Here is a 26,090-nt window from a genome sequence, read left to right on the forward strand (position 1 = left end):
GTCACATAGCGACTTCGCCGCCCACATTCAAGATGCAGCTGTCGCGCCGCGGCGCTCGTCGATGCCGATCACGTGATCGGCGCGCAGTCTGTGCTTGCGCAGCCATAGATAAAGACCGCTGACAAGGACGACGATGGCGAGGACGTCGAGCAACGCCCAGATGATCTTCAGTGGCAAGCCACCGTAATCGCCAAAGTGAAGCGGCTGCGACAACAACAGGGCTTTCGCGTACCACGGCATGTCCAGCACGTCCGAAAGCTCGCCGGTTTCCGCATCGATCAGCGCCACATAGAACAATTTCGCCGTAATCGGCCTGTCGCCGCGCGCGAACACCGCATAGTGATGCGGCGTACTGAAGCCTGCGCCGGGGAAAAAGAACGAGACGAGCTTGCCGCCGGGGAGCGCCGTGCGCGCGGTGGCAATGGCACGATCGACGGAGGACAGGCTTGCAGGTGTTGCGCCACCGTGCCGCTTCGACATCTGGAAAATCTCAGCGCGCACTTTTGCGGCGACGATGTCATGCAGCGTGTTGACGGCGCCGGTGGCGCCGACGACCAGCATCCACACGGCTATCGCGGCGCCGACGAGGTTATGCAGGTCAAGCCAATACAGCGGCCGGCTTCGCTCGCGCCGAAGCGCGCCGAATGGCAGCCTGCGCATGAACGGCGCATACACGACAAGGCCGGACACCAGCGAGGCGATGAACGTCAATGCCATCGCGCCGAGGAACAGCGAGCCATACAGTCCGGCGAACATGTCCGTATGCAGAGAGCGGATGAAATCCGTGAATGCACCGCGCGTCTGCGCGCGCTGGTCGCTGAGCGCGCCGGTCCGCAGGTCGAACGTTGTCTGATGCGAATCCTTGAACGGCGTCCGTACCGTCGGCGCAGACTGCGCCAGCACCGCTGGCCGGTCGCTCACGAAACCCAGCGACACCATGACGTCGCCTGGATACTTCGCCAGCGTCTCTGCAACGATCGCATCGAGCGTTGGCGCCCCCGTGTCCGGTGCGACGGCGGCGAGCTCCGGACGCGGATCAAGCCAGTCGTCGATCTCTTGATGGAAAACGAGCGGCAGCCCCGTCAGGCACAGCATCAACAGGAATGCCGTCGCGACGAGGCTGGTCCATTTGTGGACGAAGGACCAGCGTCGGACGCTTGCTGCACTCAGGCCTCTCATCGGCGCGCGCTGTTCACCACCGGTAGCTCAGCGTCGCAAGGATCGTGCGGCGCGTGCCGAGCGTGCAGCCCTGACCGAAGGTGCATTGGCTCACATAATACTTGTCAGCCAGGTTGAGCGCGTTGACGGACAGCATCGTTCCTTTCAGCTGGGGCGAGAGCCTGCCAAAGTCGTACTGAACGCGGGCATCGAACAGCGCGTAGTCGGGCACGACCCGCGTGTTGGTCACGTCCCAGGTCTCGCCGACATATCGCACGCCGCCGCCAAAGCCGAGACCGCCAAACGTCCCATCCTGCACCTCATAGAACGCCCAGAGCGCCGCCTGATCGACCGGCGTCTGCGGCAGCCGGCGGCCGATCTCCAGCGGATCCGTGCTTTTCGTAATTTCATGATTGAGATGCGCGTAGGACGCAATCAGGCTAAGGCCCTGCACCACTTCGGTCTTGGCCTCCAACTCGAAGCCGCGCACGCGCGCTTCACCGATCTGCACAAAGGAGCCGGATTGCGGAGGCAGGCTCGGGTCCGCGGTTTGGCGATTTTGCTGAGTCAGGTCGAACACCGACGCAGTGATCAGCGTTCTGGTGCCGGGCGGCTGGTACTTGACGCCGGCTTCGATCTGCTGGCCGGTGGTCGGCTTGTAGGCATTGCCACGCAAATCGATGCCGATGGTCGGCCGGAACGAGGTGGAGTACGACACGTAAGGCGTGACGCCATTGTCGAACAGGTAGTTCAGACCGACGCGGCCGGTGAAGGCGTCGTCGTTCTGCGGGGTCGAGAGTCCCGTCCTGCCGTTCAGCGTCGTCGCATCGGCGCGGTCGTAGCGGCCGCCAAGCGTGAGGACGAAGCCGCCGAACTTGATCTGGTCCTGCGCGTAGACGCCGATCTCGTCGGACTTGGACGATGTCCGCACGAAGTTGCTGGTGCCGGGATCAGCGATAGCGACGCCATAGAGCGGATTATAGATGTCGATGGGCGGCGCGAAGCCGCGACCGACATTATAATGGCTGTCCTCATTGCGATACTCGACGCCGAACAGCGCCGTGTGCGCGAACGGCCCGGTGAGGAAGCGCACTTCCGCATTGTTGTCGACGACAAGCGCCTCAGCGCCGGCGTCGATGCCGAACGCCGCTCGATTGAGCGTGCGGTTGTCAGGCAGAAGCTCGCCGTTGCGGTTCAGTGCCTTGAGATCGGCCTGGACGTCGAAGTAGCGCAGGTTCTGCCGTACCGTCACCGCGTCGTTGAAGCGATGTTCGAAAGCATAGCCGATAGTGCTCTGTTCGCGGTCGAAGCGGTCGAAGCTCGGCTCGCCTGCATAGCGCTCGAACGGAATGCGGCCGTTCGGATTGGGCAGCAACGTTCCCGAGGTCGGCAGATAGTTGAAACCGGTCTTGCCGCCCCACTCCCGCATATGGCTCGCAAGGATCGTCAGTGAAGTGTCCCAGGTGGGCCGCCAGGTGAAGGCGGGGGCGATGAAGCCGCGGTTGTTCTCCATGAAGTCGACTTGCGTGTCGGAGACGCGGCCGAGACCGGTGAGCCGGTAGAGGAACTTGCCCTCCTTGTCGATCGGCCCGCCGAAATCGAACGCGCCCTGCGCACGACCAAAGCTTCCGGTCTGGCCCACGATCTCGCCAAAGGGCACGGCCGTCGGCCGCTTGCTGACCATGTTGATCAACCCGCCCGGCGTGCTTTGCCCGTAGAGGCCGGACGCCGGGCCCTTCAGCACTTCGATGCGCTCGAGCCCGTAAGGCTCGGTCACGGTGCTGGCCCAGAACGTGCTCGCACCGCCGTTCGGCAGCCGCAGCGCATCAAGATAAAAGTCGGCCTGAAAGCCGCGGATCTGCGTGTAGGCATCGAACTGTGATGCCGTACCGTACGTTTCGGTGAACACGCCGGGCGTATAGCGCAACGCCTGACTGACACTCTGCGCGCCCTGCTCGCGGATCTGGTCGGCAGTGACGACGTTCACGGTCTGCGGCAGCTCGCGGATCGGTGTATCGGTCTTGCTGCCGGTGCCGCTGCGGGTAGCGACGTAGCCTTGCACCGGGCCATTGGCGCGCTCAGGCCCGGAACCTCCTGCCGGATCGAGGGGCGCCGCCGGCTGCGGCGTTGGCGCGGCCACGCGGCTTGCGCGACGCGCGCGCACAGGATTCGCGCTTCGCGCCACACGCCGCGCCTGCTGCGAGACAGGCGCATCAATGGTGACTGCGGGAAGGTTTGAGGGCGAGGATTGGGCCTTCGCGCCGCTGTCCATGCCAACCGAAAGCGCAAGGCCGCTCACTGCACCCAGGCACGTCGCCTGGGTGAACTTCATCACGTTCATTTTTATTGTTGTCCGAACTCTGTGCCGCACGTCCTTGTAGGCTGCACAGGGCCCATAACACGCGCCCGGCCCGTGACGCCGGCGGGCGCTTTAGAATCGTTTTAAGTCTGCCGTTCGAGACGAAGGTGTGTCCGTCGTGCAGCAGTCCGTGCGCCCTACCGACGCGTGTTGCCGACGCCGCCCGGGAAGCCTGGGGCATTGCTGCTGTCGCCGGGCAGGCCACTGGGCGCCGCGCCTGTTCCGATCGATCCCGGCGTCGACGTGTTCGGAACACCGGAAATCGATGGCACGGACGTCGCACCCGGCGATGACAGGCCCGACCCCGTCGTGCCCATCGAAGGTGGAGAAGGGGTCGACGGCGCACCGATCAACGGACCGGTGCCCGGCGTGGCGCCGATGCCCGAACCCGCGGGGCCAGAGGTTCCCCCGGCAGTCTGAGCGGCGGCCGGTCCGGTGAAGGCAAGAAGCGCGATGATGGCGTAGTGATGCACTCGCATTGGATTTTCTCCTTTTGCGCCTTTTGCAGACCAACACCTGAGGGCAGGCCCTGTTCCTGCTTGTCCATGCGTGACGCGCGGGCTTGCCCCGCAATCAATACCCCGTCATCTCCAGGTAGCCTTCGCCCGCATGACTGCCGGTCACATGCACCGGGCCTTCCCAGTACTTGAAGCGGGTGTCCATCCAGCTCCGCGGGTTCAGCGGCGCGGTCGTGATCTCGAGCCCGCGCGAGGGAATCGAAATCCGCCAGCCAGTCGGCACGTCGCGGTCAGCGATCCGCGTCGTCGCTGTCGGCGTCATACTGATGGCGCCCGGCGCGAGCTGTTCCGATCGCCCGTCGCGGCTGATCCAGTTGCCCGCGAAGAAATGTTTGCCATCGGCATGACGCAGACGGAACAGCATCAGCTTGTCGCCCGAAGCAAGATGCAGCGAGAACCAGTCCCAGCCGGTCTGATCTGCCTTGAGCGGCTGACTGCTCCACTCGCGGTCGATCCAGCCCTGGCCCGTGACGGCGATGGTCTTGCGGTCGAGGACCAGAGAGCCGGTGACGCGCAGATAAGGCTGGCTGTAATAATACGAAGCGTGGCCCTGCTCGGATTTCTTGCTGTAGCCGGCATCGCCCTGCAGAACGAGCTGACGGTCGCCGTCGAGACGCAGCGAATAGGAAAAATCCTTCGCCGACGCGCTCACCTGCAGCGACGCGAAAACCGACGGATCGGCAAACAATGTCCGCATCTGCCAGTTGTCGATCCACGCCTTGAACGGCGCGGCTTCGACACCCGCCTGACCGACGCCGCCGCGCGCAAAGCGCTCGGCGAAATGATGGGTCGCAGCACTCGTGACCGCCGCATGTCCCATCCAGAGCTGCCGGCTGGCCCAACCGCTTGCGTTATCGTTGGGCTTGTTGGCCTGACGAAACAGCGTCCACTGCACGCCGTAGCTGGTCCCTTCCGCATCTTTCAGGTTCGCGGTGAAGTACCACCACTCGATGCGGTAATCAGGATGTGCGCCGTGATCGGCAGGAAACCTCAGCGGCTTGCCGGGCATGACCTGCGCGAAGCCGTCGACGTCCTCGCCGAGACCGGCAAAGCCCTGGGCGTGCGACAGCGTCGTTTGCATCGCGAGCAACGCGACGATTGCGGCCTTCGAAATTATTTCTGTGAACCACCTAACGTTCATCGGCGAAAATCTTCAAAAGCGTGATCGGCTTGATACGCGCGAGCTTGATAGTCGGAAGCAGCGTGGCGAACAGCGCGGCGATCATCGCAACGATCAGCAACTGACCAAGCTGCGCGGGAAATATCGTCAGCGGCAGCCGCCAGCCGAATGCCTTGACGTTGACGACCTCGATCAGACACCAGGCGACGATGATCCCGAGCGGCAGCGCCAGCAGCGCGGTCAACAACGCCAGCAGCATCGTTTTCAGAAGCTCGAGGCCGGCGATCCGCCGACGCGTCAGGCCGATCGCCCACAGCGGCGCAAGCTGCGGCAGCCGCGCCTGCCCCAGCGTCAGAAGACTGGTGAACAGCGCCGTGCCCGCGACCGCCAGCGTGAACGCGTTCAGCGCAGCCGTGATCGCGAAGGTCCGACTGAAGATGCGGCGGGATTCGGCCTTCACCGTCGCCTGATCGGCTAAGCTGGTGCCGCCGAGCGCAAATCTCGCCTGGAGCTCCGCCATCAGCGCCGCCACTTTCGCAGGCGCGATCCGCACCCCGAAGCGCGTGCGCTCCGCGTTGTCAAAGCGGTGCAGGAGCTGGTCGACGTTGACGATGATCTGCCCCTTCGGATTGCCGTAATCAGCGTAGATGCCGCCGACCGTCGCGATCCATTCGCCGGACGACGGAATGCGTAACCTGTCACCGATATGCAAGTTCAACCGGCGCGCCAGCTGCTCGCTGATCAGGATCGCGGTGCCGTCGCGGACACGATCCCAAACGTCCGGCGAGAATTCGAGCAGCGGCCAGAATTCGCGGTACGTGGCATGATCTGCGAGGCCCAGCACCTCGACCTGTTCGCCTGAGAGCTTCGTTTCCGCGCGCGCGCTGGGCAACACGGCGTCCACGTCCGGTCGGCTGCGCAAGTCAGCCTCGATTGCTGCGGCCTGCGCTGGATCTTTGGCGACGAGGTAGATTTCCGACGAAAGGCGGCCATCGAGCCAGCGGTTGAACGTCCTCTCGAAGCTGCCGACCATGGTGCCGACGCCGACATTGACGGCGAGCGCCAGCAGCAGCGCCATCAGTGCCAGCGACAATCCGGACAGTTGCTGGCGGCTGTCCGCCCAAGCCCACATTGCGACCGGCCGGCGCGACATGCCCTCACCAGCGCGCAGCAGCAGATTGAGAAGCGGCGGCAGCAGCAGCGCCGCACCGAGCAGAATACCGCCGAGCACAGCAAAGGCCGCGACGAGGCTTGTGCCAAGCGTCAGGCAGACCGCAGCGACCACGAACGCGGCGCAGGCGAGCACGGCCTGCCAGCGCAGCCAGCGCCGCTGCGCATCCTGCCACGCGAACGGCTGCGCCGAGGCGAGCAGCGGCAGGCGAAACACCTTGACGAGTGCGTGTGCGGCCGCGAGCAGCGCTCCGGCGATGCTCATGCCGAGCCCGGCAAGCCACCATTGTGGCGCAAGCCCCAGTTCGCCGGAAACACTTGCGCCATAAAGCCCGCGCAAACTTGCCGCCACGTCCGGCAGCAGTGCCGAGGCAAGAAAAAAGCCACTGACGACGCCGCCCAGCCCAGCAACGAGAGCCAGCAGCACCAGCTCAACAACGAGCGCCGCAAGAAGCCCGCGCGGCGACACACCGCAGGCGCGCAACGTGCGCAGCATCGGCAGCCGCTGCTCGAACGCAAGCCCGATAGCGGAGTGCACGAGGAATAGTCCGACGAGAAACGACAGCAGGCCGAACGCCGTCAGGTTGAGATGAAAGCTTGCGGTCAGACGCTGCAGATCGGTCTGGGCGCCCGCGTCGACCAGATCAAGGCTATCGCCTGCAACGTCGGCGAGCGGCGTCCGCTCGCCAGCCGCGGCCGAATCGAGCAGAAAACGCGAGATCCGATCCGGCATCCGCAAGGCCCGCTGCGCCCAGGCGATGTCCATCACCAAAAGGTTCGGGGAAAGCTCGCTCGCGAGATGCAACGGAGGGAGCGGCTCGCCGGCGTCAGTCTCGAGTCTGGCGCCTTCTGTTCCCGCGATCTCGCGCGCAGTCTCAGGAGCGATCAGCGTCTGTCCTTCCGCCGCGAGAAATTTTTGCAGCGCCGCCTGATCGATCGACGGCGCAGGCCCTGCGCCGCGCGGCAGGCTGATCGGCTCGATGCCAATGAGCCGGATCTGCCGTCCGTCGATCCGCACGCGGCCCTCGACGACAGGCGAAACGAGCCAGCCCGCGCGGCGCAGGTCCGAGAACAGCGATTGCGGGACGGTCGTCGCATGCGCCGGCACCAGCATCGCCGTCGCTCCGCCGCCAAACGACGCCGCGGCGCGGTCGTAGCTCAGGCGCGCCTGGGTGTTGATCGCCTGCACGCCGCTTAACAGCGCAGTCGCCGACATCAATCCGATCAACAGCGTCGCGAGCTGCATCGGATGCCGTGTCCAGTGACTGAACAGCACCCTCAGCGTCCAGGCGCCGCCCGTCATGCGATGCGCCCACCCGTCAGATGCGTGCGCCGGTCGAGCAGGCTCGCAAGCCGCATCGAATGCGTCACCATCAGCAGGCTGCAACCGCTGGCCTTTACGAGATCGGTCATCAGCTGCACGACCTCGTCCGCCGTCGCCTCGTCGAGATTGCCGGTGGGTTCGTCCGCCAGCACCAGCTGCGGCCGATTTGCGAGCGCGCGGCCGATCGCCACGCGCTGCTGCTGTCCGCCCGACAGTTGCTCGGGATAGCGATCAAGCAGGTCGCTGAGACCCAACCGATCGGCGAGCTCGCGCTGCCATGCCGCGTCGAAGCGATCGGCAATGCGCGCCTGAAACGCCAGGTTGTCGGCGACCTTCAAGCTGGGGATCAGGTTGAATTGCTGGAATACGAGGCCGAGGCGGTCGCGCCGCACGCGCGCCCGCTCGTTCTCCGACAAGCTCGAGATCTGCGCGTCGTCCAGCAGGATGGTTCCGGCGTCAGGATCGTCGAGACCGGCAATCAGGTGCAGCAGCGTGCTCTTTCCTGAGCCGGATTCGCCGGTCAGCGCCAGGCTCTCACCGCGCGCCACCTGCAAATTGACATCGCGCAAGACGGACAGCGCTCCGGATGGAATCCTGTAGCTCTTGTTCAGGCGGGAAACGGTCAACATTCGCGCGAATCTGAAGCAACTTGACGGCCTTGGCCAGAGATATCGGGGCCAATCATCCGTTTGAATGACGTCAATACGACCGGCTTCCCTCTAAACCCGAGTGAATGCAAGGGAGCCTGAAATGACGCGCACCGTGCAAGCATCTGTCGCAATGATCCTCCTGGCGCTGACGGCCATCGTCGGCCTGGCGCCAGGATCAGCCTTCGCGTTTCCTGCGTTCAGCGATTGGCCGTCGCGCACGGTCAAGATCATCGTGCCGTTTCCCGGCGGCTCGCCAAATGACATCGCCGGCCGCACCTATGCCGCCGGCCTCGCAAAACGCTGGCGCCGGCCGGTGACCGTCGAAGGCCGGCTCGACGCCGAGATGATTGCAGCCGGTGGGCCCCTCGCCGACGTTTGGGACGACCACACATTACTCTACGGCACCGCCGGCATGATCGCCACCAAGCCGCTGGTGCGACGAGCGCCTGCCGAAGATCACGTACTGGACATGGCGCCCATCTGCTCCGGCGCCCGCACCATTCTGGTCATCGCGGTGTCGAGCAGCCTACCGGCGCGATCATTGAGGGATCTGGTCGAGCTCGCCCGATCAAGGCCGGGCGAGCTGACCTGGAGCGCAGGGCCGAGCGTGCCCCATCTGGCTTTTGCCACGTCGATCAGACGTCACGGGCTGCATCTTCTGCAAGTCCCCTATCGCGACGCTGCGACCGCGCGAGCCGATCTCCGCGACGGGCGCGTGCACGTGCTGTCGCACTCGTTGCCGGCAGTGGCCGATCTCGTCGCGCAAGGTCAGGCCCGTATCCTCGCGGTCACCAGCCCGCAACGCGAACCGGCGTTGGCAGATATCCCGACGGTGACCGAGGCCGGCTTCCCCGAGATGTCGATCGAAAATCTGTCGGGATTGTTCGGCTCCCGCGCCATGCCGCCCGAAGTGCGGGACCGGATCGCCGCTGACATGCGCGCGGTAGCCCGCGATGGGGCCCTCGTGGCACGTCTCGAGGCGAACGGTCAGCGTGCGCTTGGCAGCACGCCGGCGGATTTTGCCGCTGCGATCGGGCGATATCGCATCCGCGTTCAGCAGATTCTGCACATCGTCGATCCGAAAGCGTATTGAGAATCAGGGTCACGCCAATGCAATCCGCTGACGTGATCGCGCTTGCGTTCGGTGTATTCAACGCGCTGCGGCTCGTCTCATACCTGCCGCAGATCATCGCAGTTGCGAGGGATGCGAACGGAGCGACAGCGATCTCATTGTCGTGCTGGTCGATCTGGATCGGCGCGAATGCGACGGCGGCACTCTATGCGTGGGTCAATGTCGGCGACGCGACGCTCGCGCTCGTCAGTGGCTTCAACGCCCTGAGCTGTCTCGCCGTCTTTCTGCTCGCCGCCCACAAGCGCCTGCGCAGGCACCTTGGCCTCGCGGCGCATGGTGCACAGCAGCACTAAATCACGCCCGTCTCCGATCCCTCGCTATGGGAAGGGCAGCTCCGCAAAAACCGCTGCGACCCGACCCTTCAATGCGCTGCGGAATGAGTTACTCTTTTGATGCCTGGGAGGCAAAAATCAGTCATTGTCGGGTGGCAAACGGCCAGACGCGGCCCGAAATGTCGAATAATCGATTGTGAGAGCCAAATTAAAAATGAACGCACCAATCCGGATCGACGAAATCACAGGGCTGAAAGTCTTCAATACCCGCGCCGCCAAGGCCACAGAGAAGATCACCGGCAAAGGGTATTCAGCCATCGATGATCGGGCGCTGAAGGAACTCCCCCCACCCCCGCCGGGCGCAGTCTTCAATGCCGAGGAGCAGGCCAAGTACCGCGCATACAAGGAGGCGCGACGGGGTGCGGCCGACTACATGGCCATGGAAGGCGAATTCGCGCGGTATCTCGACGACGTCTATTCGGCGCCGCCGGTTCCGCGCGAGCCTTTGACTGACAACTGCGAGATCCTGGTCATCGGCGCGGGCTTCGCAGGCCTGCTGCTCTGGTGGAAGCTGAGAGATGCGGGCTTCAAGGATGTCCGCTTCTGCGAGAAAGGCGGCGACGTCGGCGGCACGTGGTACTGGAATCGCTATCCCGGCATCGCCTGCGACGTGGAAGCGTACAGCTACCTGCCGCTGCTCGAGGAGATGGGCTACTTCCCATCCATGAAGTTCGCTTCGGGCTTCGAGATCCTCGAATACTGCCAGGCGATGGCGAAGAAGAGCGGCTTCTATGACCGCTGCCTGTTTCACACGACGGTGGAACGAACCGACTGGGACGAGAAGACCAGCCACTGGACGGTGTTCACCGATCGCGGCGACAAGATGCGCGCACGTTACGTGGTGCTGGCGAACGGCATCCTGACAACACCGAAGCTCGCACGCATCGAAGGCATGGAGACCTTCAAGGGGCAATCGTTCCACACTTCGCGATGGGACTACACCATCGATCTCACCGGCAAACGCGTCGGAATCATCGGTACCGGCGCCACCGCCGTCCAGGTGATCCCGGAAATCGCCAAGGTAGCCAAAGAGCTCTACGTCTTTCAGCGCACGCCTTCGACGATCGACGTGCGCGACCAGCGCGCGACGACACCTCAAGAAATCGAGGAATGGTCAAAGCAGCCTGGTTGGGCAAAGGCCCGACGCGAACGGCTCGCGACGATCTCGGCGGGACGAACGGCATTGCAGGCCAACGATGATTTCCTCTCGGGCAAAATCGCCGATTTCAAACCACGCAAGCAGCATGAGCGCGAGCTTACGCCTGACGAACTGCTGAAAAAGCAGCTCGACACCAACTTCCGCATCATGGAGCAGATTCGCGCGCGCGTGGACGCTATCGTCAAGGATCCGAAGACCGCTGCGGCGCTGAAGCCCTATTACCCTTACGGCTGCAAGCGGCCGACGTTCCATGACGAGTTTCTGCCGACATTCAACCTGCCGCACGTGACGCTGGTCGACACCGCGCCGAACGGAGTCGGCAAGATCAACACAAAAGGCGTCGTGCATGACGGCAAGGAGTATCCGCTCGACGTGCTGATCTACGCCACCGGTTTCCAATGGATGGCGACGTCCACGTTCAACATGATCAGCGGCCGCGGCGGGCGGACGCTGCGCGACAAGTGGACGACGGAGGGCACCAAGACCTTCCTCGGCCTGCACAACCACGGATTCCCCAACCTGTTCATCATGTCCGGGCCACAGGGCGGCGGCGGCCAGTTCAACTTCACCCGCGGCATCGAGGCGCACACGGATTATGTGGTGTGGATGCTCGACACGATGCGCGCCCGCGGCGCTGGCATCATCGACATCAAGAAGGAGCCGGAAATCGTCTACGCCGCACACTGCCGCGAGGCCGACATCCGCACGGCCGCGTTCCGCGACTGTCTCTCTTATTATAATGGCGAGGGCAACGCGGAGCCGGGCAGCCTCGCCTATTACGGCGGTCCCGACAAATGGCACGCGCTGCGGAAAGCGGCGCAGGAATCGCTGGAGCCGTATGTGTTCGAGCCGGCGCGGGAGTAGAGCCCGGTTTTCCGCGGAAAATGCGAGCAAGTAACCCGATCTATGCGTCACTGCGTTTCGCGCAGCAACGACGCCAAGGCCTACTCCCGCTTGAAGCGATAGTCGAACCGGTCGCCATCCGCCTTGATCAAGCCGACGGTTGGCGTCGGAAAATGGATCGGCAGGATCAGCGTATTGGTGTCCGCCACTTCGGCGAAGAACTTGCGGCGTGACACCGCCGATTGCTTTGCGTCCCAGTCAGGACGCGCAGACCACGCCGGTTCGCGGCATTGGATCGCATGATGCATCAGGTCGCCGGCCACCACCGCGCGCTGGCCGCGCGAAGAGATGTTGATGCAGCAATGGCAGGGGGAATGCCCGGGCGTGGGCGTCAGCGTCACCGTGTCGTCCAGCGCATAGTCGTCATCGACGAGCAGCGCCTGCCCCGCCTCGACGACCGGCAGCACATTGTCGCGAAACACGGTGCCGGGCGGATTCGCGCCCTTCTTGTTCTCGGCTTCCCACGCCGCGTATTCCTTTTTGTGAAAAATGTACTTCGCATTCGGGAAGGTCGGCACCCAGCGGCCGTCGCGCAGCGTCGTGTTCCAACCGGTGTGGTCGATGTGCAAGTGAGTGCAGAATACGTAGTCGACCTTGTCGTAGGAGACACCGAGCGCGAACAACTCATCGCGCCAGCGCTCCTTGCCCGGAAAATCGAACGGCGGCGGATGCCCTTTGTCCTCGCCAGTGCAGGTGTCGACCAGGATCGTATGGCGCGGCGTACGTACGAGGAAGGTCTGATAGGTGATGACCATCTTGCCCGATGCCGTATCGAACACCTCCGGCTCCATGGTTGCGAGGTGTCGCTTGAACACGCCCTCGTCATAGGCCGGGAAGAAATCTTGCGGCTTCCGCCACGGTCCCTCGCGTTCGATCACCGCATCGATCGTGATGTCGCCGATTGTGATTTGCTTCATGCGCTTCCCCCGTCGTTACGTGGCCAAGCGTAACGGCGGCGCGGCGGACCTTCAAGCTGCGAAGTCCGTTCCCCGTTCACGCGCGGCGGCAGCTCAGGAATTGAGCGCCGTGACGATCCAGATCGAGCCGCCAAGCGACACTCTATTATCCTGCAGGAACGGCGCGAGTGCGACGCGGATCGTTTCGGTGGCGGCGGCGATCGCTTCCGCCGGCTGGCCATCGAGCGCCCGACTCGCCGGCCCCATTTGAACGGCGGTTTTCACCGCGGCGTCCAGACCACGTCCGGCCGCCACATCGAGCGAAAGGTCTTGCCGCTCCAAGGCAATTGCCGAGAAGCCAGCCTCACCGAGAATGCGACGAACGCGCTCCTCACTTGCGAACGCGAAGGGCCCCGGATCCTCAGGGCCAAGCTCGGGCAATTTCGGAACATGCTTGTAGGCGGCTTGAAGCGGCACCATCAGCCAGGGATTGTCGCGCGGGGTTCGCCAGCAGGCGAATGCCACCCGTCCACCGGGGCGCAGAGCCCGGCGCATATTAGCGAACGACAGTGCCGGCTCCGCGAAGAACATCACGCCGAACCGCGAGACCAGGAGATCAAAGCTCGCCGGCTCGAAGGCATGCACCGTGGCATCGGCAAGCGCAAACTCCAGCGGCGCATTCGCCGGCGCAAGCTCGCGAGCCCGTGTCAGCATCGGCGCGGAGATGTCGATGCCGAGAACATGCCCGGCTGTGCCGACCCTTTCGGCAAAAGCAACGGTCGTCGCCCCGCAACCGCAGCCGACATCGAGAACGCGATCTCCCGCCTTCGGTCTGGCGCGATCGAGCAGCATCCGGGAGATCGGTTCAAGGAGGATGTCCTGCATTTCTTGCCGATCGACCCAGTGCTGGCCGCCTGGACCATTCCAGTATTCGATCTGATCGGTGTTGCGCTGGTGTCCATGGGGAACAGTCATGGCATCCTCGGTCGCTATTGCCCGCGCCCACTGTGCCGGAAAATCGCCCGGGCGCAAAGCCGCCGAGGATTTCATCTGGCGCATCCGCTTTCTTGTCATGGCCAAGCACTGTGGCTAGCTTGGTCCCTAAGAACACGAGCGGGCGAAGTTCCGTCAACACAATATCCAGGGAGGATTGGATGACCAGACTGACCCGCCGTCAGTTGTTGTCGGCAAGCGCCGCGGCGGGTGCCGCGTCGATCGTTGGCCTCGATGTTGCCAGCGCGCAAGCTGCCTGGCCTGCCCGTCCGGTGACGGTGATCTGCCCTTGGGGCGCCGGCGGCGGCACGGACGCAACGGCGCGCATCGTCGCCGCCATTCTGGAGAAAAACCTCGGACAGCCGTTCAATGTCGTCAACCGCACCGGCGGCTCGGGTGTGGTCGGCCATGCGGCCATCGCCTCTGCGCCGGCCGACGGCTACACCATCGGCATGATCACGGTCGAGATCACGATGATGCATCATCAAGGTCTCACCGAACTCAATCCGACCAGCTACGCGCCGCTCGCGCTGATGAACGAGGATCCGCCGGGCGTCCAGGTCAATTCCGCAAGTCCATACAAGAGCGTCAAGGAGCTGGCCGACGCGATCAAGGCCGCACCGCACGGCAAACTGAAAGCGTCCGGCACCGGCCAGGGCGGTATCTGGCATCTCGCTCTCGTCGGCTGGCTGACAGCAATGGGCCTGAAACCCGATCATGTGGCCTGGGTGCCGTCGAACGGCGCGGCGCCTGCCGTGCAGGATCTGGCGGCCGGTGGCCTCGATATCGTCACCTGCTCGGTGCCGGAGGCGAAAGCGATGATCGATGCCGGCAAGGTGAAAAGCCTTGCGGTCATGGCCAGTGAACGCAATCCAGCGTTCAAGGACGTTCCGACGCTCAAGGAGGCGGCCAGCATCGACTACACGGTCGGCGCCTGGCGTGGCATCGCCGGACCCAAGGGGCTTCCCAAGGAGATCGCCGACAAGCTGACCGCAGAATTAAAGAAGGCCAACGAGTCGAAGGAGTTTCACGAATTCATGTCCAACCGCGGCTTTGGCGTGAAGTGGGCCGATGCCGCGGGCTTTGCGAGCTTCATGGCCGAAGGCGACGCCAAGATGAAGACGGCGATGACCGCGGCGGGCCTCGCGAAGAAGGCCTGATGGGGCTGCGAGTGGCGAGGCCGTCTCGTGCCCATTCGTGCTGGCGACGACCGCACGATGCTTCGCCCCTGCATCTCGACGTAAATCTTGTGCCGCGATATCCGCAACGCAATGCTCATCCCCGATAGAGTCTCGGGCATTATGCTCGTCGGTCTCGGCGCCGCGGCCGCCTATGGCGGCTCGTTACTGCCGCCGGTGCCGGGCCAGCAGATAGGACCCAATGTCTTCCCGATGGTGGTTGGCATTGGACTCTTGCTCTGCGGCGGCCTGATCGCGTTTGGCGTCGGCTCGACGCTGGAGCGCGAAGCCGAAGCAGAGCTTGCGGCACATTCCGACCAGCCGGCGCCGGAAACGGCGCACTCACCGCTGATGAACGGCGCGAAGACGCTGCTGCCGCCTGCCCTGCTCCTGGCTTACGTCTTTGTCGGCGATGCGCTCGGCTTCATCCCGACCGCCTTCGCCATCGTGCTGACCGTCGCGCTCGCCATGGGCGCGCGTCTGCGGCTGGCACTGCCGCTCGCATTGATCGCGCCCGTGTTCGTGCACCTGGTGTTCGTCAAGCTGCTCCGCGTGCCGTTGCCGCCGGGCATTCTGCCAATGCCATGGTGAGGAGACGCGAATGCTGAGCACACTGGCTGAAGCGTTCCGCCTGGTCGCAGCGCCCGACGTGCTCCTCGCGATCCTGCTGTCCTCGATCTATGGTCTCGTGGTCGGATCCCTGCCGGGCCTCTCCGCCACCATGGCAACAGCGCTGTTGGTGCCTGTCACCTTCTATCTGTCGCCGATCGCGGCTGTCGCCACCATCATCGCGGCTTCGGCAATGGCGATCTTCTCCGGCGATATTCCAGGCTGTCTCTTACGCATTCCGGGTACGCCCGCCTCGGCCGCCTACACCGACGAAGCCTATGCAATGACGCGCAAAGGAGAGCCCGAGCTGGCGCTGGGGATCTGCCTGTGGTTCTCGGCCATCGGCGGCATCATCGGCACACTCTCACTGATCCTCCTGGCGCCGCCGCTGGCCGAAATGGCGCTGAACTTCTCGACCTTCGAATACTTCTGGCTGGCGCTGCTCGGATTGATGTGCGCGACCATGGTGGCGCGCTCCAATCCGGTGAAGGCGATCGCCAGCATGCTGCTCGGCCTGCTCGTATCCTGCGTCGGCATCGACAACCCGGCGGGCACGCCGCGATTCACCTTCGGCTCGACTGACCTGCTCGGCGGCATCGAGGTGATCCCCGCGCTGGTCGGCGTGTTCGCGCTCGCTGAAGTGATGCGCAGCATGACCGAGCCCGAACCGCCAAAGATGCCGCGCCGAAAGTTCGGATCACTCCTGAAGGGCATGTGGAAGCTGACGCGCGAATATCCCTGGCCGCAACTCCGCGGCAACGTCGTCGGCATCATCATCGGCGTTCTACCCGGCGCGGGTGCCGACATGGCCGCGTGGGTCAGCTACTCGATGTCGAAGCGCTTCTCAAAAACGCCGTCGAAGTTTGGCACGGGGCATCCCGAAGGGCTGATCGAGGCCGGCGCGTCAAACAATGCCAGTCTCGCGTCCGGCTGGGTGCCGTCGCTGCTGTTCGGCATTCCCGGCGATACCATCACGGCGATTGCGATCGGTGTCTTGTACATGAAGGGATTGAACCCCGGGCCGTCGCTGTTCACGGAAAAGGCGTCGAGCATGTACGCGCTGTACATCATCTTCATCATCGCCAATATCATCATGATCCCTCTCGGCATCGTCATGATCCGGCTGGCATCGAAGCTGCTGTCGGCGCCGCGCTCCGCCATCATGCCGGTGATCGTGCTGCTGTGCGGGGTCGGATCGTTCGCCACCGGCAACAACCTGTTCCTGGTGGTCACGGTCGCAACCTTCGGCGTCATCGGCTATGTGATGGAACGCAACGGCTATCCGGTGGCGGCGATGGTGCTGGGCATCGTCATGGGCACCATGGTCGAGCAAAGCTTCGTCACCTCCCTCATCAAGTCGGACGGCAGCATCTGGCCGTTCTTCAGCCGCCCGGTCGCCGCCATCCTTGCCTTCCTCACCATAGCTGCGGTGCTGTGGCCGGTCGCGTACTGGGCCTGGGGCATGGCACGGCAAGCGAAGATGGCCACGCAGCGCGGGTGAGCCGGGGCGAAACTGAAAGATTCACGTTCCGTTGTAGCGACCGCGCCGCTTTTCTCTAAAGGCCTGTACCGCCTCCTTGTGATCGTCGGTACTCGCAAGTATGGCGGCCTGAGAAGATGCCAGCTCCAGGGCCGAAATCATTTCACTCTGAAGGCTCTGGTACGTGAGTCGCTTCGTTGTCTGCACACTGAGCGGTGGCAATGATGCAAGCTTGTGAGCTATCTCGTGAGTCCTGGTCTTAAGCTCGCCGTGCGGCACCGTGTGGTTGACGATTCCGAGGCGCGCCGCTTCGGTCGCATCGACGAAATCGCCGGTCAGAAGCAGTTCCAATGCGCGGCCGAGCCCTATCAGCCTCGCGAGAAAAAAGGCACCTCCGTCGCCGGGCGCCAATCCCAGCTTGACGTAAGCCTGGGAGAACCGCGCCTTGTCGGAGGCGACACGAATATCGCACATCAACGCGATGTCCATGCCGCCGCCGACTGCGTCGCCGTTGATCATGGCGATCACCGGCTTGTCGATCATTGCCAAGGTCTTCGGGACAATCTGCATCCTGTTCCAAAGATCTGACTTGCGCTGTGCGACCGAGATGGGCCGTCCCATGCTTTTGACGTCGCCGCCTGCACAGAACGACTCTCCAGCGCCCGTGATGACGATGACCCTCACCTGCGGGTCGTCACGAAACGCCAGCAAAATTCGGGCACACTCTTCCAGCATTTCCAGCGTAAAGGCGTTCCTGCTTTCAGGCCGATTGAACATGATCGTGCCGACGTGGTTCTCAACCGAGTGGATGATCGAACGGTTCAAGTGCACCTCCTGATTGTCCATTGCTTCAACGCCATCAGTTACTCAGGCTTGATGTCGGCCTGTCCGACGATTGACTTGAGGGTGTGCATGTCCCTCCGGATGATGGGTTTCAGCTCATCCAGCGGTGGCTGAATTGCGACTGCGCTCGATCCCAGCTCCTTCAACTGCTTTGCAAACTCTGCAGTTGCCTGAATGCGGGTGAATGCCTCGTTCAACCGCTTCACGATCGGCGCCGGCGTTCCGGCCGGCACGAGCAGAAAGTTTCGCCAGCTGAACTCGAAATCTATCCCTTGATCCTTGAATGACGGCGCATCCGGAAAGGCATCGGAACGACCCGCACAGCTTGCCAGCACCTTCAATTTGCCGGCCTGGATCGGGCCGTAGGCGGAAACCGAATCGGCAAAGCCGACCTTGATGTGACCTCCAATCATATCGGTCACAAGCGGCGTTCCACCCTTGTAGGCGACATGAATCATCTGAATGCCGGTGGCGGACGCGATCATCTGCATGCAGACATACGCTGGTGAGGCCGGTCCCCAGGTTGCATAACTGATCTCGCCCGGCGCCTTCTTGGCCATCGTGACCAGCTCGCGAAGATCGTTCGCAGGAAAGTCCGGGTGAGCGACCAACAGGATCGTGCCTTCGCTGATGATGCCGACGGGATCCAGCTCCTTGATGGGATCGACGCGCAGCGACGGCATCATCAGCGGATTGACAATCAGGCCCGTGGACGATGCCAGAAGCAGCGTATAGCCGTCAGGTGCCGAGCGGGCCGCAAGCTCCACACCGATGGAGCTGGAGGCGCCGGGCCGATTCTCGACGATGACCGGCTGGCCCATTGCCGCAAACAGATGCTTGGCGACGACGCGGCCCAGCGAGTCTCCCGTGCCGCCGGGAGGTTGCGGAACAATCAGCCGGATCGGCTTGTGCGGATAAGGTGCGGTCTCGGCGTCAGATGCCGATGCCCCCGTCACCGACGCCATTGTCGCAGTGACGACCAAGAAAGCGATGAGCGCGGCCGTGGTCTGAAAGTGCGGCTTCATCCAGCTCCTCCCGCCTTTGTGCTTTTTGCGGGACGGCTCCCCGCGGGCTTCGCGCCACCTTATGGCGCACAAAACGACTCCACAAGTATGAAAAATTCAGCGTATATATGAATTATGATCTTCGGGGAGAAAGTCAGATGGCCGGACCGCTGAACGGTGTACGGGTACTCGACGTGACGAGCGTCCTGATGGGGCCATTTGCGACACAGATCCTCGGCGATCTTGGCGCCGAGATACTGAAGGTCGAGCCACTGCGAGGGGACGATACGCGCTTTACCGGCTATGCGCGTCACCGCGGCATGGGCTCGAGTTTCCTCAATACGAATCGCAACAAGAAGAGCATCGCCGTCGACTTGAAGAGCGTCGCCGGCCGCGAACTCGTGCTGCGCCTTGCATCGAGTTGCGATGCGTTTGTTTCGAACATTCGCCCAAACGCGCTGACCCGGCTCGGGCTGGATTACGCCGGCGTCTCGATCGCCAATCCGTCCATCGTGTATGTCAACCTTGTTGGCTACGGCCGGAACGGCCGGTATGCGAACCGGCCGGCATACGATGATCTCATTCAAGCCGTGTCGGGCGTCGCAATGCTGAACCTGCGCGCGTCGGGCGACGCACCGCGATATGTACCGTTGGCAATGGTCGATCGGATCGTCGGAACGTCAGCGGTCAATGCAATCCTCGCCGGCCTTCTGCACCGTCATCGTGCCGGCGTGGGACAGGAAATCGAAGTCCCGATGTTCGAGACGATGACGCAGTTCGTGCTCGGCGATCATCTGCAAGGGCGCTCATTCGTGCCGCCCGTTGGTCCGGCCGGATATGCTCGCCTGTTGTCACCGAACCGACGACCATTCGCAACCAGCGACGGATTCGTCGCCGTGCTGCCGTACAATGACGCCCAGTGGCGCAGGTATTTCGAGGCGGTCGGATTGGCCGAGCTGGCCGGCGACAAGCGTTTTTCCGATATGGCAAGCCGCGCCGCCAATATCGATGCGCTCTATGCCATCGTAGGAAAGGTGCTGCTCGAACGCACCACTGCCGCATGGCTCGAAATTCTGGATGCCGCGGACATTCCCGCCATGCCGCTACATACGATCGATACGATCCTGGACGATCCCCATCTGCGGGATGTCGGCTTTCTCAGGACGATGGAACATCCAACGGAAGGCGAGATCCTGACGATCGGCGTTCCAACGAGCTGGTCAGCCACCGCGCCGGATCCCATTTCGCCTGCGCCGCGGCTCGGCCAGCATACCGAGGAGATTCTTGCAATCGCCGGGCTGTCGAGTGCGGAGATTTCCGATCTGATCGGCAGCGGCATTGTCCGTGCGTCAGACGAGATCGGTGACGCAGCCGCCGGCGGGACGTGACGATGTCGGCGCGCTTGCGATCTGGTAACACTGGTTGCATCGCTTCCGCGCGAGGCAGCGCCGCTGTTCTTGTGCCTGATGTTCTTGTGCCTGACCTGCAGGGATGACATGACCGTAAGAACGGCCGACCGTACGCTCGATATCTTCGAAAGCTTCGCCCATCGACAAAAGCCCGTTACCGTATCCGAACTGGCGCGAGAGCTTTCGCTGCCAATGTCCACGTGCTTTGCGCTCGTGAGGACGCTCGTCGATCGGGGTTACCTCTACTACCTGCAACCCCGCGGAGCCTTTTATCCTACCCGACGCCTGTCCCGTGTCGCCGACGAAATCGTCGCTCATGATCCGATCGCACAATATTTGCAGCCGCTGCTGAAAGCCCTGCGGGACAAGACCGGCGAGGCTGTCATCCTCGGCAAGCTGCAGGGAACGGGCGTCATCTACCTCGAGCTCATCGAGTCCGTTCATCCGATTCGTTACACCATGCACGTCGGGTCCATACGCGAGATTCATGCATCCTCGATCGGCAAGGCGATCTTGTCGGCCATGGACGACGGGCCTCGCGATCAACTTCTGTCGCGCATGCGCTTTCCGAAGCTCACCGAACATACGTTGCGAACGCGCGCGCAGCTCTTGCGCAGCGTCGAAGACGGTCGAAAGCGCGGTTACTGGATGAACGTCAGCGAAAGCAGTCCGGACGTCACCGGAATTGCGCAGCCGGTGCATATTCTGGGCGATCTGTATGGCATCGCCCTGATCGGTCCCGGTTTTCGCTTTGAGAAGAACATGACGCGATTCGTCGAGGCGCTAACCAAGACGGCGCGGAAGATTGCCGATGTCTGCGCCCGGTTGGAACGCAGCTAGCGCTCTGCGGCGCCATTGCTGGAGGTGCAAAGAATGAGTGATATCGATCATGGGAAGCGAGGAGGACCACTCGCGGGTCTCAGGGTTCTGGAATTCGCTGGTGTGGGGCCGACCCCGATGGGGACGATGCTGCTCGCAGACATGGGCGCAGAGGTCGTCACTCTGGACCGGATCGAGCCCGTCGAGCTTGGCAATCCCAAGGTGCCCGGCTTCGATCTGCTTCGCCGCAATCGGCTGGTCGTCAAGATGGATCTGAAGAAGGCCGAAGCACAGGCTTGCGTCCTGCGCCTGGCAGATAGCGCCGACATTCTCATCGAAGGTTTTCGCCCTGGCGTGATGGAGCGACTGGGACTTGGGCCGGACGTCTGTCTTGAGCGTAACCCGAAGCTGATCTATGCACGCACGACAGGATGGGGACAGACGGGACCGCTGGCAGACAGGGCTGGCCACGACCTCAATTACATTTCTCTCACCGGCGCGTTGCACGCGATCGGGCGCGAGGGAGGTCCGCCTACGCCGCCGCTGAGCCTGGTCGGTGATTTCGGCGGGGGAGGACTTTACCTGGCCGTCGGCGTGCTTGCCGCACTCCATTCGAGGCAGACAACGGGACTTGGGCAAGTCATCGATGTTGCAATGGTCGATGGCGCGTTGTCGCTGATGACATCGTTCTACGGCGGCTATGCGTCAGGACGAATGTCGCTCGAACGTGGAACCAACGTGGTCGACGGGGGCGCTCCCTATTACGACGTCTATCTGTGCGCGGATGGCGAGTACGTCTCGGTGGCGCCGATCGAGACGCGCTTTCGACGCGAACTCTATGAAAAGCTCGGCCTCGATCCGGACATTCTGTTAGGGAGAGATAGCCCCGCTGAACGCCACAGCGTCAAGCCGAAACTCGCAGCAATCTTCCTTCAGCGGACGCGGGCGGAATGGTGCAAGGTGTTTGAGGGCAGCGACGCCTGCGTCGCACCGGTTCTGTCGGTCGCCGAGGCGGCGACGCACCCGCATCATGTGGAACGCGACTCGCTCCTGACGATTGCAGGCGTCGTGCAGCCCGCGCCGGCGCCGCGCTTCGTCGGCACACCATCGCCGACACCGTCGCCGCCGCGCCGATCGGGTACCGATACGGACGACGTCCTGCCGCGCTGGGGTATCGACACCGAGACCATCGCACGGCTTCGCTCTCTCGAAGCGCTGGAGTAGGCCGCTTCGCCGCAACAGACGGACCCGCAGACGCGGCTCCGGTCGGCGCCCCGGCCATTTTGGATGGATAGCTGCCGATATCGTGACTTCCCTGGTGCAGGTTGCGGCCCTACTTCAGGGCCAGCGCTCTTCTCAGGGATCGATCCGATGAACAGTAAGTCCGTTCCGTCCATGGCGTTGGCCGCCATACTTGCATCGCTGGCGCCGGTGCAGGCCGAAACGCGCCCCGCCTATGGTCCGCAGCTCGAGGGCTTCACCTACCCTCATCCTGTCCAACGCTTCGAGTTCCCGTCGCAACGCCAGACAGTCTCGATGGCCTTCATGGATATCGCGCCCGAAGGACAGGCCAATGGTCGCACCGTCGTTCTCCTCCACGGCAAGAACTTTTGCGGAGCGACCTGGGAGAGCACCATCCGGACACTGACGCAGGCCGGCTTCCGCGTGATCGCGCCCGACCAGATCGGGTTTTGCAGTTCGACAAAGCCGCAAGCTTACCAGTTCAGCTTCGACCAGCTCGCAGCGAACACGCGCGCGTTGCTTGCCTCGCGCGGCATCGAGCGGGCCACGATCCTTGGTCATTCCATGGGCGGCATGCTGGCCGCACGCTACGCGCTGAACTATCCGCAGACGGTCGAGCAACTCGTCCTGGTCAATCCCCTCGGCCTGGAGGATTGGCAGGCGGAGGGCGTTCCTTACGCAACCATCGATCAGCTCTATCAAGGCGAGCTGCGCACCAACTTCGACAGCATCAAAGCCTATCAGCTGCGCTTCTACTACAATGGCCAGTGGAAGGCCGATTACGACAAATGGGTCGCGATGCAGGCGGGCATGTATGCGGGACCGGCCAAGGAGATCGTCGCCTGGAATCAGGCGCAGACGTCCGACATGATCTTCACCCAACCCGTGGTTCACGAGTTCGGCCGCATCGAAGTCCCCACACTTCTGCTGATCGGCGGAAAAGACCGAACCGCGCCAGGTGCCAATCGCGCGCCGGCCGACGTCGCGCAGCGGCTCGGCAACTATGCGGAACTCGGACGCCGCGCGGCCAAGGCCATCCCGCGAGCCACCCTCGTGGAATTCCCCGAACTTGGTCATTCCCCTCAGGTCGAGGCACCCGACCAGTTTCATCAGGCGCTTTTGCGCGGTCTCTCCAACAAGAACTGAACACCTGAGCAACAGCGGCGAGAAGATAAGACAGCTCCCGCGAGGGGCGCTGTAAGCGCCCGCTTGTCTCACACGGTCAATAATCCACATAACCGCACAAAATCCGTCATCTGGGCTTTGCAGTGCCTCCCTAACCTGCCCTCGGATTTGTTGGAGGGAGGCGCACGATGACTGATTTTCACCCGAGCCGCCGGCACGTGCTGATCGGCGCGCTCGCGACCGGCCTTTTCGGCGGGCGAGAAGCCGGCGCAACCGACGGCGAAACGAAAGCGTGGCGACGACTGACCGTCGGTATGTCGGGATTTCCGCAGGCGCTTGAACCGATACTCTTCAACAGCACCGCGACGCGTCGGGTGGTGCCGCAGATGTTCGACACGCTGATCGCCTTCGATCACGCAAAGGGCATGACGTTGCGACCTGCTCTCGCCGAGCGCTGGGAACGGATCGACGCACGGTCGCTTCGCCTCGCCTTGCGCAAGGGCGTCGTCTTCCACGATGGCAGTCCATTTACGGCGGATGATGTCGAGTTCAGCTTCAGCCCGGATCACCTGCTTGGGCCGGGCCGATCCGGCCGCACCATTGCGATGCAGACGCTCGATCGGATCGATCGCGTGGAAATCGTCGATCCCTACACGATCATCATCCATGCCAAGGGTGACGACGCCTTGCTCGAGCAGCGCCTCGCCTCCTGGGCAGCCGAGATTGTCAGCAAGCGTGCGTTCGAAGCGGCTGGATCATGGGAGCGCTGGACGGCGATGCCGATCGGCAGCGGTCCCTACCGGCTCGTCTCGCAGAAGCTCGATATCAACGTCGTGCTCACCGCGCACGAGGCCTATTGGGGCGGTCGACCGCCCTTTTCCGGTGTCGAATTTCGGATCGTGCCCGAGGTCGCTGCGCGGATGAATGGGCTTCTGACAGGCGAGCTCGACATCGTGACCGATATCCCGCCGGACCAGTTCGCGACGATTCAGGAACGACCGAACCTTGAGGTCGCAGGCGGCGCGGTGCAGAACATCCGCTATCTCGGCATCGATCCGGAAACGCCTGGGCTGACCGATCCGCGAGCCCGCAGGGCACTCAGTCTCGCACTCGATCGCAAGCTGTTCGTGGAGACATTGTGGGACAACCGCGTGCCGGTACCCAACAGCTTTCAGTTTCCAAGCTTTGGAGCCGGCTACATCGAGGACTATCCGGCACTCGCCTACGACCCGGACCTCGCGCGCAAGCTGCTGAAAGACGCGGGATACCAGGGTGAGCGGATCACCTACCGGCTGCTCAACAACTACTACACCAACCAGGTCGCCGGCGCGCAGGTCATGCTCGACATGTGGCGGGCGGTCGGCCTGAAGGTCGAGATCGAGATGATGGAAAACTTCACCCAGATCTACAAAAAACCGGTGCGTGCGATCTATGATAGCTCCTCGACCGCGATCTTCCCGGATTATCTCGGCCATGCCTGGCGCGAATTCGGCCCCAACGGCACTTTGCCGAAGCTGGTTGGCATCTGGAGAAACGAGGAGCACTTCGCGCTCGGGGCGGAGCTGCAAGGCACCTTCGATCCAGAAGCGCGTCGCGTCCTGATCCGCCGCATGCTGGAGATCATCGATCGCGACGATCCGCCATGCGTGGTGCTGCACGCCTCCGGTCAGTTCTACGGCAAGCGCCGCGACGTCCCCTGGATCCCGGGACAGACGCTTGACCTCGACTTCGGACCGCGCAACCAGGCCTTCTCAAGGAGCTGATTCATAAAGTGACGAAGCAGGACCAAACGCGTGGGCGCGACGGCGCAAGGCTCAGCGCCGCGCGCCAGCAGCTCATCCTCTCGTTGATCGGCCGCGGCGACATCATCTCGGTCGGCGACCTCGCCATCCGCTTCGGCGTCTCGCAGGAGACGATCCGGCGCGACATTCGCGCGCTGGAGAAGGCGGGCGGGCTGCGCCGGGTTCATGGCGGCGCAGCGCCGACCGGCGCGGTCGACCTGACCGCGCGCCGACCGGTGACTGAGCGGCTCGGCGTGGAGCGCGAAGCAAAAGCGATCGCTGCGGAGGCTGCCCTGCCGCTGTTCGATGCCGGGATGACGGTTTTCCTCGGTGGCAGCTCCACCATGCTGCTGCTGGCCGAGGCGCTTGCACAGCGCGGACCAGCTCTGTCGGTGACCACCAACATGATCGACATCGCCACGGTCCTCGCCGGCTGCGGGCATTGCAAGGTCACGCTGCTCGGGGGCGTGATGAAAGCCTCGACACGAACGCTGGTAGGCCCCGACACGCTCAGGATGCTCGAACATCGCCTGTTCGATCTCGCCGTCTGTGGCACCAGCGCAATCGGTGCCATGCACGGTTTCCTCGGACCCTCGGAATGGCATGCTGCGATCGGCGCGACATTGGCCGAGCGCGCGCGCTTGCTCGCCTTCGTCGCCGATGCCAGCAAGTTCGGCCGCGGTGACGCCTATGTGGTGCAGCCACTCCACAAGGTCGACGCACTCGCAACCGACCACGTGCCCGAATCCGAAATGGTCGCAAGCCTCAATGATGCGGGAGTGAGGCTCCTTCTCCCGCAGCCGGAGGGAGCGCGTCGAGCAGCTTCGAGCTGACATGCGAAGCAAGGCCGTCGGAACGGTTCGCCTCGAAATGCCGGGAAGTCACG

At 63.3% G+C, this 26,090-nt stretch carries 22 protein-coding genes; 12 read left to right on the forward strand and 10 right to left on the reverse strand.

The window, feature by feature from the left end; translation table 11 throughout:
- Positions 1 to 27 precede the first annotated feature (27 nt).
- The 6 genes from RCO31_RS29320 to RCO31_RS29345 all read right to left on the reverse strand — a co-directional run bounded on the left by RCO31_RS29320 (position 28) and on the right by RCO31_RS29345 (position 8,278).
- Positions 28 to 1,179, reverse strand: a complete 1,152-nt coding sequence (locus tag RCO31_RS29320) for a PepSY-associated TM helix domain-containing protein (protein ID WP_308971845.1) — start codon at positions 1,177 to 1,179, stop codon at positions 28 to 30.
- A gap of 13 nt (positions 1,180 to 1,192) precedes the next feature.
- Complete coding sequence (locus RCO31_RS29325) at positions 1,193 to 3,499, reverse strand: TonB-dependent siderophore receptor (protein ID WP_308971846.1); 2,307 nt, start codon at positions 3,497 to 3,499, stop codon at positions 1,193 to 1,195.
- A 155-nt stretch (positions 3,500 to 3,654) separates the two neighbouring features.
- On the reverse strand, positions 3,655 to 3,996 hold the full coding sequence (locus RCO31_RS29330) for a hypothetical protein (protein ID WP_308971847.1): 342 nt from the start codon (positions 3,994 to 3,996) through the stop codon (positions 3,655 to 3,657).
- Positions 3,997 to 4,090: 94 nt separating this feature from the next.
- On the reverse strand, positions 4,091 to 5,176 hold the full coding sequence (locus RCO31_RS29335; protein ID WP_308971848.1) for a lipocalin-like domain-containing protein: 1,086 nt from the start codon (positions 5,174 to 5,176) through the stop codon (positions 4,091 to 4,093).
- A complete protein-coding gene (locus RCO31_RS29340) occupies positions 5,166 to 7,628 on the reverse strand; it encodes an FtsX-like permease family protein (protein WP_308971849.1) in 2,463 nt (820 codons plus the stop codon). Before RCO31_RS29340 ends, RCO31_RS29335 begins: the two co-directional genes overlap by 11 nt.
- Positions 7,625 to 8,278, reverse strand: coding sequence for an ABC transporter ATP-binding protein (locus RCO31_RS29345; protein ID WP_308971850.1), 654 nt, complete (start codon positions 8,276 to 8,278; stop codon positions 7,625 to 7,627). Before RCO31_RS29345 ends, RCO31_RS29340 begins: the two co-directional genes overlap by 4 nt.
- A gap of 121 nt (positions 8,279 to 8,399) precedes the next feature.
- On the opposite strand from RCO31_RS29345, the gene RCO31_RS29350 reads away from it, so the two are divergent.
- From RCO31_RS29350 to RCO31_RS29360, 3 genes are all read left to right on the forward strand, one after another.
- Positions 8,400 to 9,392 carry a tripartite tricarboxylate transporter substrate binding protein gene (locus RCO31_RS29350; RefSeq protein ID WP_308971851.1) on the forward strand — a complete coding sequence of 331 codons (993 nt, stop codon included), beginning with the start codon at positions 8,400 to 8,402 and terminating at the stop codon, positions 9,390 to 9,392.
- A 17-nt stretch (positions 9,393 to 9,409) separates the two neighbouring features.
- On the forward strand, positions 9,410 to 9,724 hold the full coding sequence (locus RCO31_RS29355) for a hypothetical protein (protein WP_308971852.1): 315 nt from the start codon (positions 9,410 to 9,412) through the stop codon (positions 9,722 to 9,724).
- Between the two features lie 193 nt (positions 9,725 to 9,917).
- Positions 9,918 to 11,786: an NAD(P)/FAD-dependent oxidoreductase gene (locus RCO31_RS29360; protein ID WP_308971853.1), complete on the forward strand. Its 1,869-nt coding sequence runs from the start codon at positions 9,918 to 9,920 to the stop codon at positions 11,784 to 11,786.
- Positions 11,787 to 11,866: 80 nt separating this feature from the next.
- Here the strand turns inward: RCO31_RS29360 and RCO31_RS29365 are convergent, their stop codons facing one another.
- Together RCO31_RS29365 and RCO31_RS29370 are read right to left on the reverse strand one after the other, a co-directional pair.
- Positions 11,867 to 12,742: an MBL fold metallo-hydrolase gene (locus tag RCO31_RS29365; RefSeq protein ID WP_308971854.1), complete on the reverse strand. Its 876-nt coding sequence runs from the start codon at positions 12,740 to 12,742 to the stop codon at positions 11,867 to 11,869.
- Between the two features lie 93 nt (positions 12,743 to 12,835).
- A complete protein-coding gene (locus RCO31_RS29370) occupies positions 12,836 to 13,696 on the reverse strand; it encodes a methyltransferase domain-containing protein (protein ID WP_308971855.1) in 861 nt (286 codons plus the stop codon).
- A gap of 179 nt (positions 13,697 to 13,875) precedes the next feature.
- On the opposite strand from RCO31_RS29370, the gene RCO31_RS29375 reads away from it, so the two are divergent.
- The 3 genes from RCO31_RS29375 (at position 13,876) to RCO31_RS29385 (ending at position 17,002) form a co-directional block, all read left to right on the forward strand.
- Positions 13,876 to 14,874 carry a tripartite tricarboxylate transporter substrate binding protein gene (locus tag RCO31_RS29375; protein WP_308971856.1) on the forward strand — a complete coding sequence of 333 codons (999 nt, stop codon included), beginning with the start codon at positions 13,876 to 13,878 and terminating at the stop codon, positions 14,872 to 14,874.
- A 111-nt stretch (positions 14,875 to 14,985) separates the two neighbouring features.
- Positions 14,986 to 15,483, forward strand: a complete 498-nt coding sequence (locus tag RCO31_RS29380) for a tripartite tricarboxylate transporter TctB family protein (RefSeq protein ID WP_308971857.1) — start codon at positions 14,986 to 14,988, stop codon at positions 15,481 to 15,483.
- A 10-nt stretch (positions 15,484 to 15,493) separates the two neighbouring features.
- Complete coding sequence (locus RCO31_RS29385; RefSeq protein WP_308971858.1) at positions 15,494 to 17,002, forward strand: tripartite tricarboxylate transporter permease; 1,509 nt, start codon at positions 15,494 to 15,496, stop codon at positions 17,000 to 17,002.
- Between the two features lie 21 nt (positions 17,003 to 17,023).
- On the opposite strand, the gene RCO31_RS29390 is transcribed toward RCO31_RS29385, so the two are convergent.
- Together RCO31_RS29390 and RCO31_RS29395 are read right to left on the reverse strand one after the other, a co-directional pair.
- Positions 17,024 to 17,806: an enoyl-CoA hydratase/isomerase family protein gene (locus tag RCO31_RS29390; RefSeq protein ID WP_308971859.1), complete on the reverse strand. Its 783-nt coding sequence runs from the start codon at positions 17,804 to 17,806 to the stop codon at positions 17,024 to 17,026.
- Between the two features lie 38 nt (positions 17,807 to 17,844).
- A complete protein-coding gene (locus RCO31_RS29395; RefSeq protein WP_308971860.1) occupies positions 17,845 to 18,849 on the reverse strand; it encodes a tripartite tricarboxylate transporter substrate binding protein in 1,005 nt (334 codons plus the stop codon).
- Between the two features lie 137 nt (positions 18,850 to 18,986).
- On the opposite strand from RCO31_RS29395, the gene RCO31_RS29400 reads away from it, so the two are divergent.
- The 6 genes from RCO31_RS29400 (at position 18,987) to RCO31_RS29425 (ending at position 26,037) form a co-directional block, all read left to right on the forward strand.
- Positions 18,987 to 20,216, forward strand: a complete 1,230-nt coding sequence (locus RCO31_RS29400) for a CoA transferase (protein ID WP_308971861.1) — start codon at positions 18,987 to 18,989, stop codon at positions 20,214 to 20,216.
- Between the two features lie 108 nt (positions 20,217 to 20,324).
- Complete coding sequence (locus RCO31_RS29405) at positions 20,325 to 21,077, forward strand: IclR family transcriptional regulator (protein WP_308971862.1); 753 nt, start codon at positions 20,325 to 20,327, stop codon at positions 21,075 to 21,077.
- Between the two features lie 33 nt (positions 21,078 to 21,110).
- The gene (locus RCO31_RS29410; protein WP_308971863.1) at positions 21,111 to 22,280 is read left to right on the forward strand and encodes a CaiB/BaiF CoA-transferase family protein; all 1,170 of its coding nucleotides are present in this window, start codon (positions 21,111 to 21,113) and stop codon (positions 22,278 to 22,280) included.
- Between the two features lie 147 nt (positions 22,281 to 22,427).
- The gene (locus RCO31_RS29415; RefSeq protein WP_374991548.1) at positions 22,428 to 23,444 is read left to right on the forward strand and encodes an alpha/beta fold hydrolase; all 1,017 of its coding nucleotides are present in this window, start codon (positions 22,428 to 22,430) and stop codon (positions 23,442 to 23,444) included.
- A gap of 167 nt (positions 23,445 to 23,611) precedes the next feature.
- A complete protein-coding gene (locus RCO31_RS29420) occupies positions 23,612 to 25,186 on the forward strand; it encodes an ABC transporter substrate-binding protein (RefSeq protein ID WP_308971864.1) in 1,575 nt (524 codons plus the stop codon).
- 8 nt (positions 25,187 to 25,194) lie between these two features.
- Positions 25,195 to 26,037, forward strand: a complete 843-nt coding sequence (locus RCO31_RS29425) for a DeoR/GlpR family DNA-binding transcription regulator (protein WP_308971865.1) — start codon at positions 25,195 to 25,197, stop codon at positions 26,035 to 26,037.
- The last annotated feature ends 53 nt before the right edge of the window (positions 26,038 to 26,090 follow it).

Source organism: Bradyrhizobium sp. LHD-71, from assembly GCF_031157255.1.
Classification (GTDB): Bacteria; Pseudomonadota; Alphaproteobacteria; order Rhizobiales; family Xanthobacteraceae; genus P52-10.

What these genes read in the sequence shown, in the direction of transcription:
- RCO31_RS29410 (WP_308971863.1), top strand. Translation starts at nt 21,111, where the DNA reads ATGAGTGATATCGATCATGGGAAGCGAGGAGGACCACTCGCGGGTCTC.
- RCO31_RS29350 (WP_308971851.1), top strand. Translation starts at nt 8,400, where the DNA reads ATGACGCGCACCGTGCAAGCATCTGTCGCAATGATCCTCCTGGCGCTG.
- RCO31_RS29335 (WP_308971848.1), bottom strand. Translation starts at nt 5,176, where the DNA reads ATGAACGTTAGGTGGTTCACAGAAATAATTTCGAAGGCCGCAATCGTC.
- RCO31_RS29415 (WP_374991548.1), top strand. Translation starts at nt 22,428, where the DNA reads ATGAACAGTAAGTCCGTTCCGTCCATGGCGTTGGCCGCCATACTTGCA.
- RCO31_RS29385 (WP_308971858.1), top strand. Translation starts at nt 15,494, where the DNA reads ATGCTGAGCACACTGGCTGAAGCGTTCCGCCTGGTCGCAGCGCCCGAC.
- RCO31_RS29370 (WP_308971855.1), bottom strand. Translation starts at nt 13,696, where the DNA reads ATGACTGTTCCCCATGGACACCAGCGCAACACCGATCAGATCGAATAC.
- RCO31_RS29375 (WP_308971856.1), top strand. Translation starts at nt 13,876, where the DNA reads ATGACCAGACTGACCCGCCGTCAGTTGTTGTCGGCAAGCGCCGCGGCG.
- RCO31_RS29405 (WP_308971862.1), top strand. Translation starts at nt 20,325, where the DNA reads ATGACCGTAAGAACGGCCGACCGTACGCTCGATATCTTCGAAAGCTTC.
- RCO31_RS29360 (WP_308971853.1), top strand. Translation starts at nt 9,918, where the DNA reads ATGAACGCACCAATCCGGATCGACGAAATCACAGGGCTGAAAGTCTTC.
- RCO31_RS29400 (WP_308971861.1), top strand. Translation starts at nt 18,987, where the DNA reads ATGGCCGGACCGCTGAACGGTGTACGGGTACTCGACGTGACGAGCGTC.
- RCO31_RS29380 (WP_308971857.1), top strand. Translation starts at nt 14,986, where the DNA reads ATGCTCATCCCCGATAGAGTCTCGGGCATTATGCTCGTCGGTCTCGGC.
- RCO31_RS29320 (WP_308971845.1), bottom strand. Translation starts at nt 1,179, where the DNA reads ATGAGAGGCCTGAGTGCAGCAAGCGTCCGACGCTGGTCCTTCGTCCAC.
- RCO31_RS29345 (WP_308971850.1), bottom strand. Translation starts at nt 8,278, where the DNA reads ATGTTGACCGTTTCCCGCCTGAACAAGAGCTACAGGATTCCATCCGGA.
- RCO31_RS29365 (WP_308971854.1), bottom strand. Translation starts at nt 12,742, where the DNA reads ATGAAGCAAATCACAATCGGCGACATCACGATCGATGCGGTGATCGAA.
- RCO31_RS29355 (WP_308971852.1), top strand. Translation starts at nt 9,410, where the DNA reads ATGCAATCCGCTGACGTGATCGCGCTTGCGTTCGGTGTATTCAACGCG.
- RCO31_RS29330 (WP_308971847.1), bottom strand. Translation starts at nt 3,996, where the DNA reads ATGCGAGTGCATCACTACGCCATCATCGCGCTTCTTGCCTTCACCGGA.
- RCO31_RS29420 (WP_308971864.1), top strand. Translation starts at nt 23,612, where the DNA reads ATGACTGATTTTCACCCGAGCCGCCGGCACGTGCTGATCGGCGCGCTC.
- RCO31_RS29340 (WP_308971849.1), bottom strand. Translation starts at nt 7,628, where the DNA reads ATGACGGGCGGCGCCTGGACGCTGAGGGTGCTGTTCAGTCACTGGACA.
- RCO31_RS29325 (WP_308971846.1), bottom strand. Translation starts at nt 3,499, where the DNA reads ATGAACGTGATGAAGTTCACCCAGGCGACGTGCCTGGGTGCAGTGAGC.
- RCO31_RS29395 (WP_308971860.1), bottom strand. Translation starts at nt 18,849, where the DNA reads ATGAAGCCGCACTTTCAGACCACGGCCGCGCTCATCGCTTTCTTGGTC.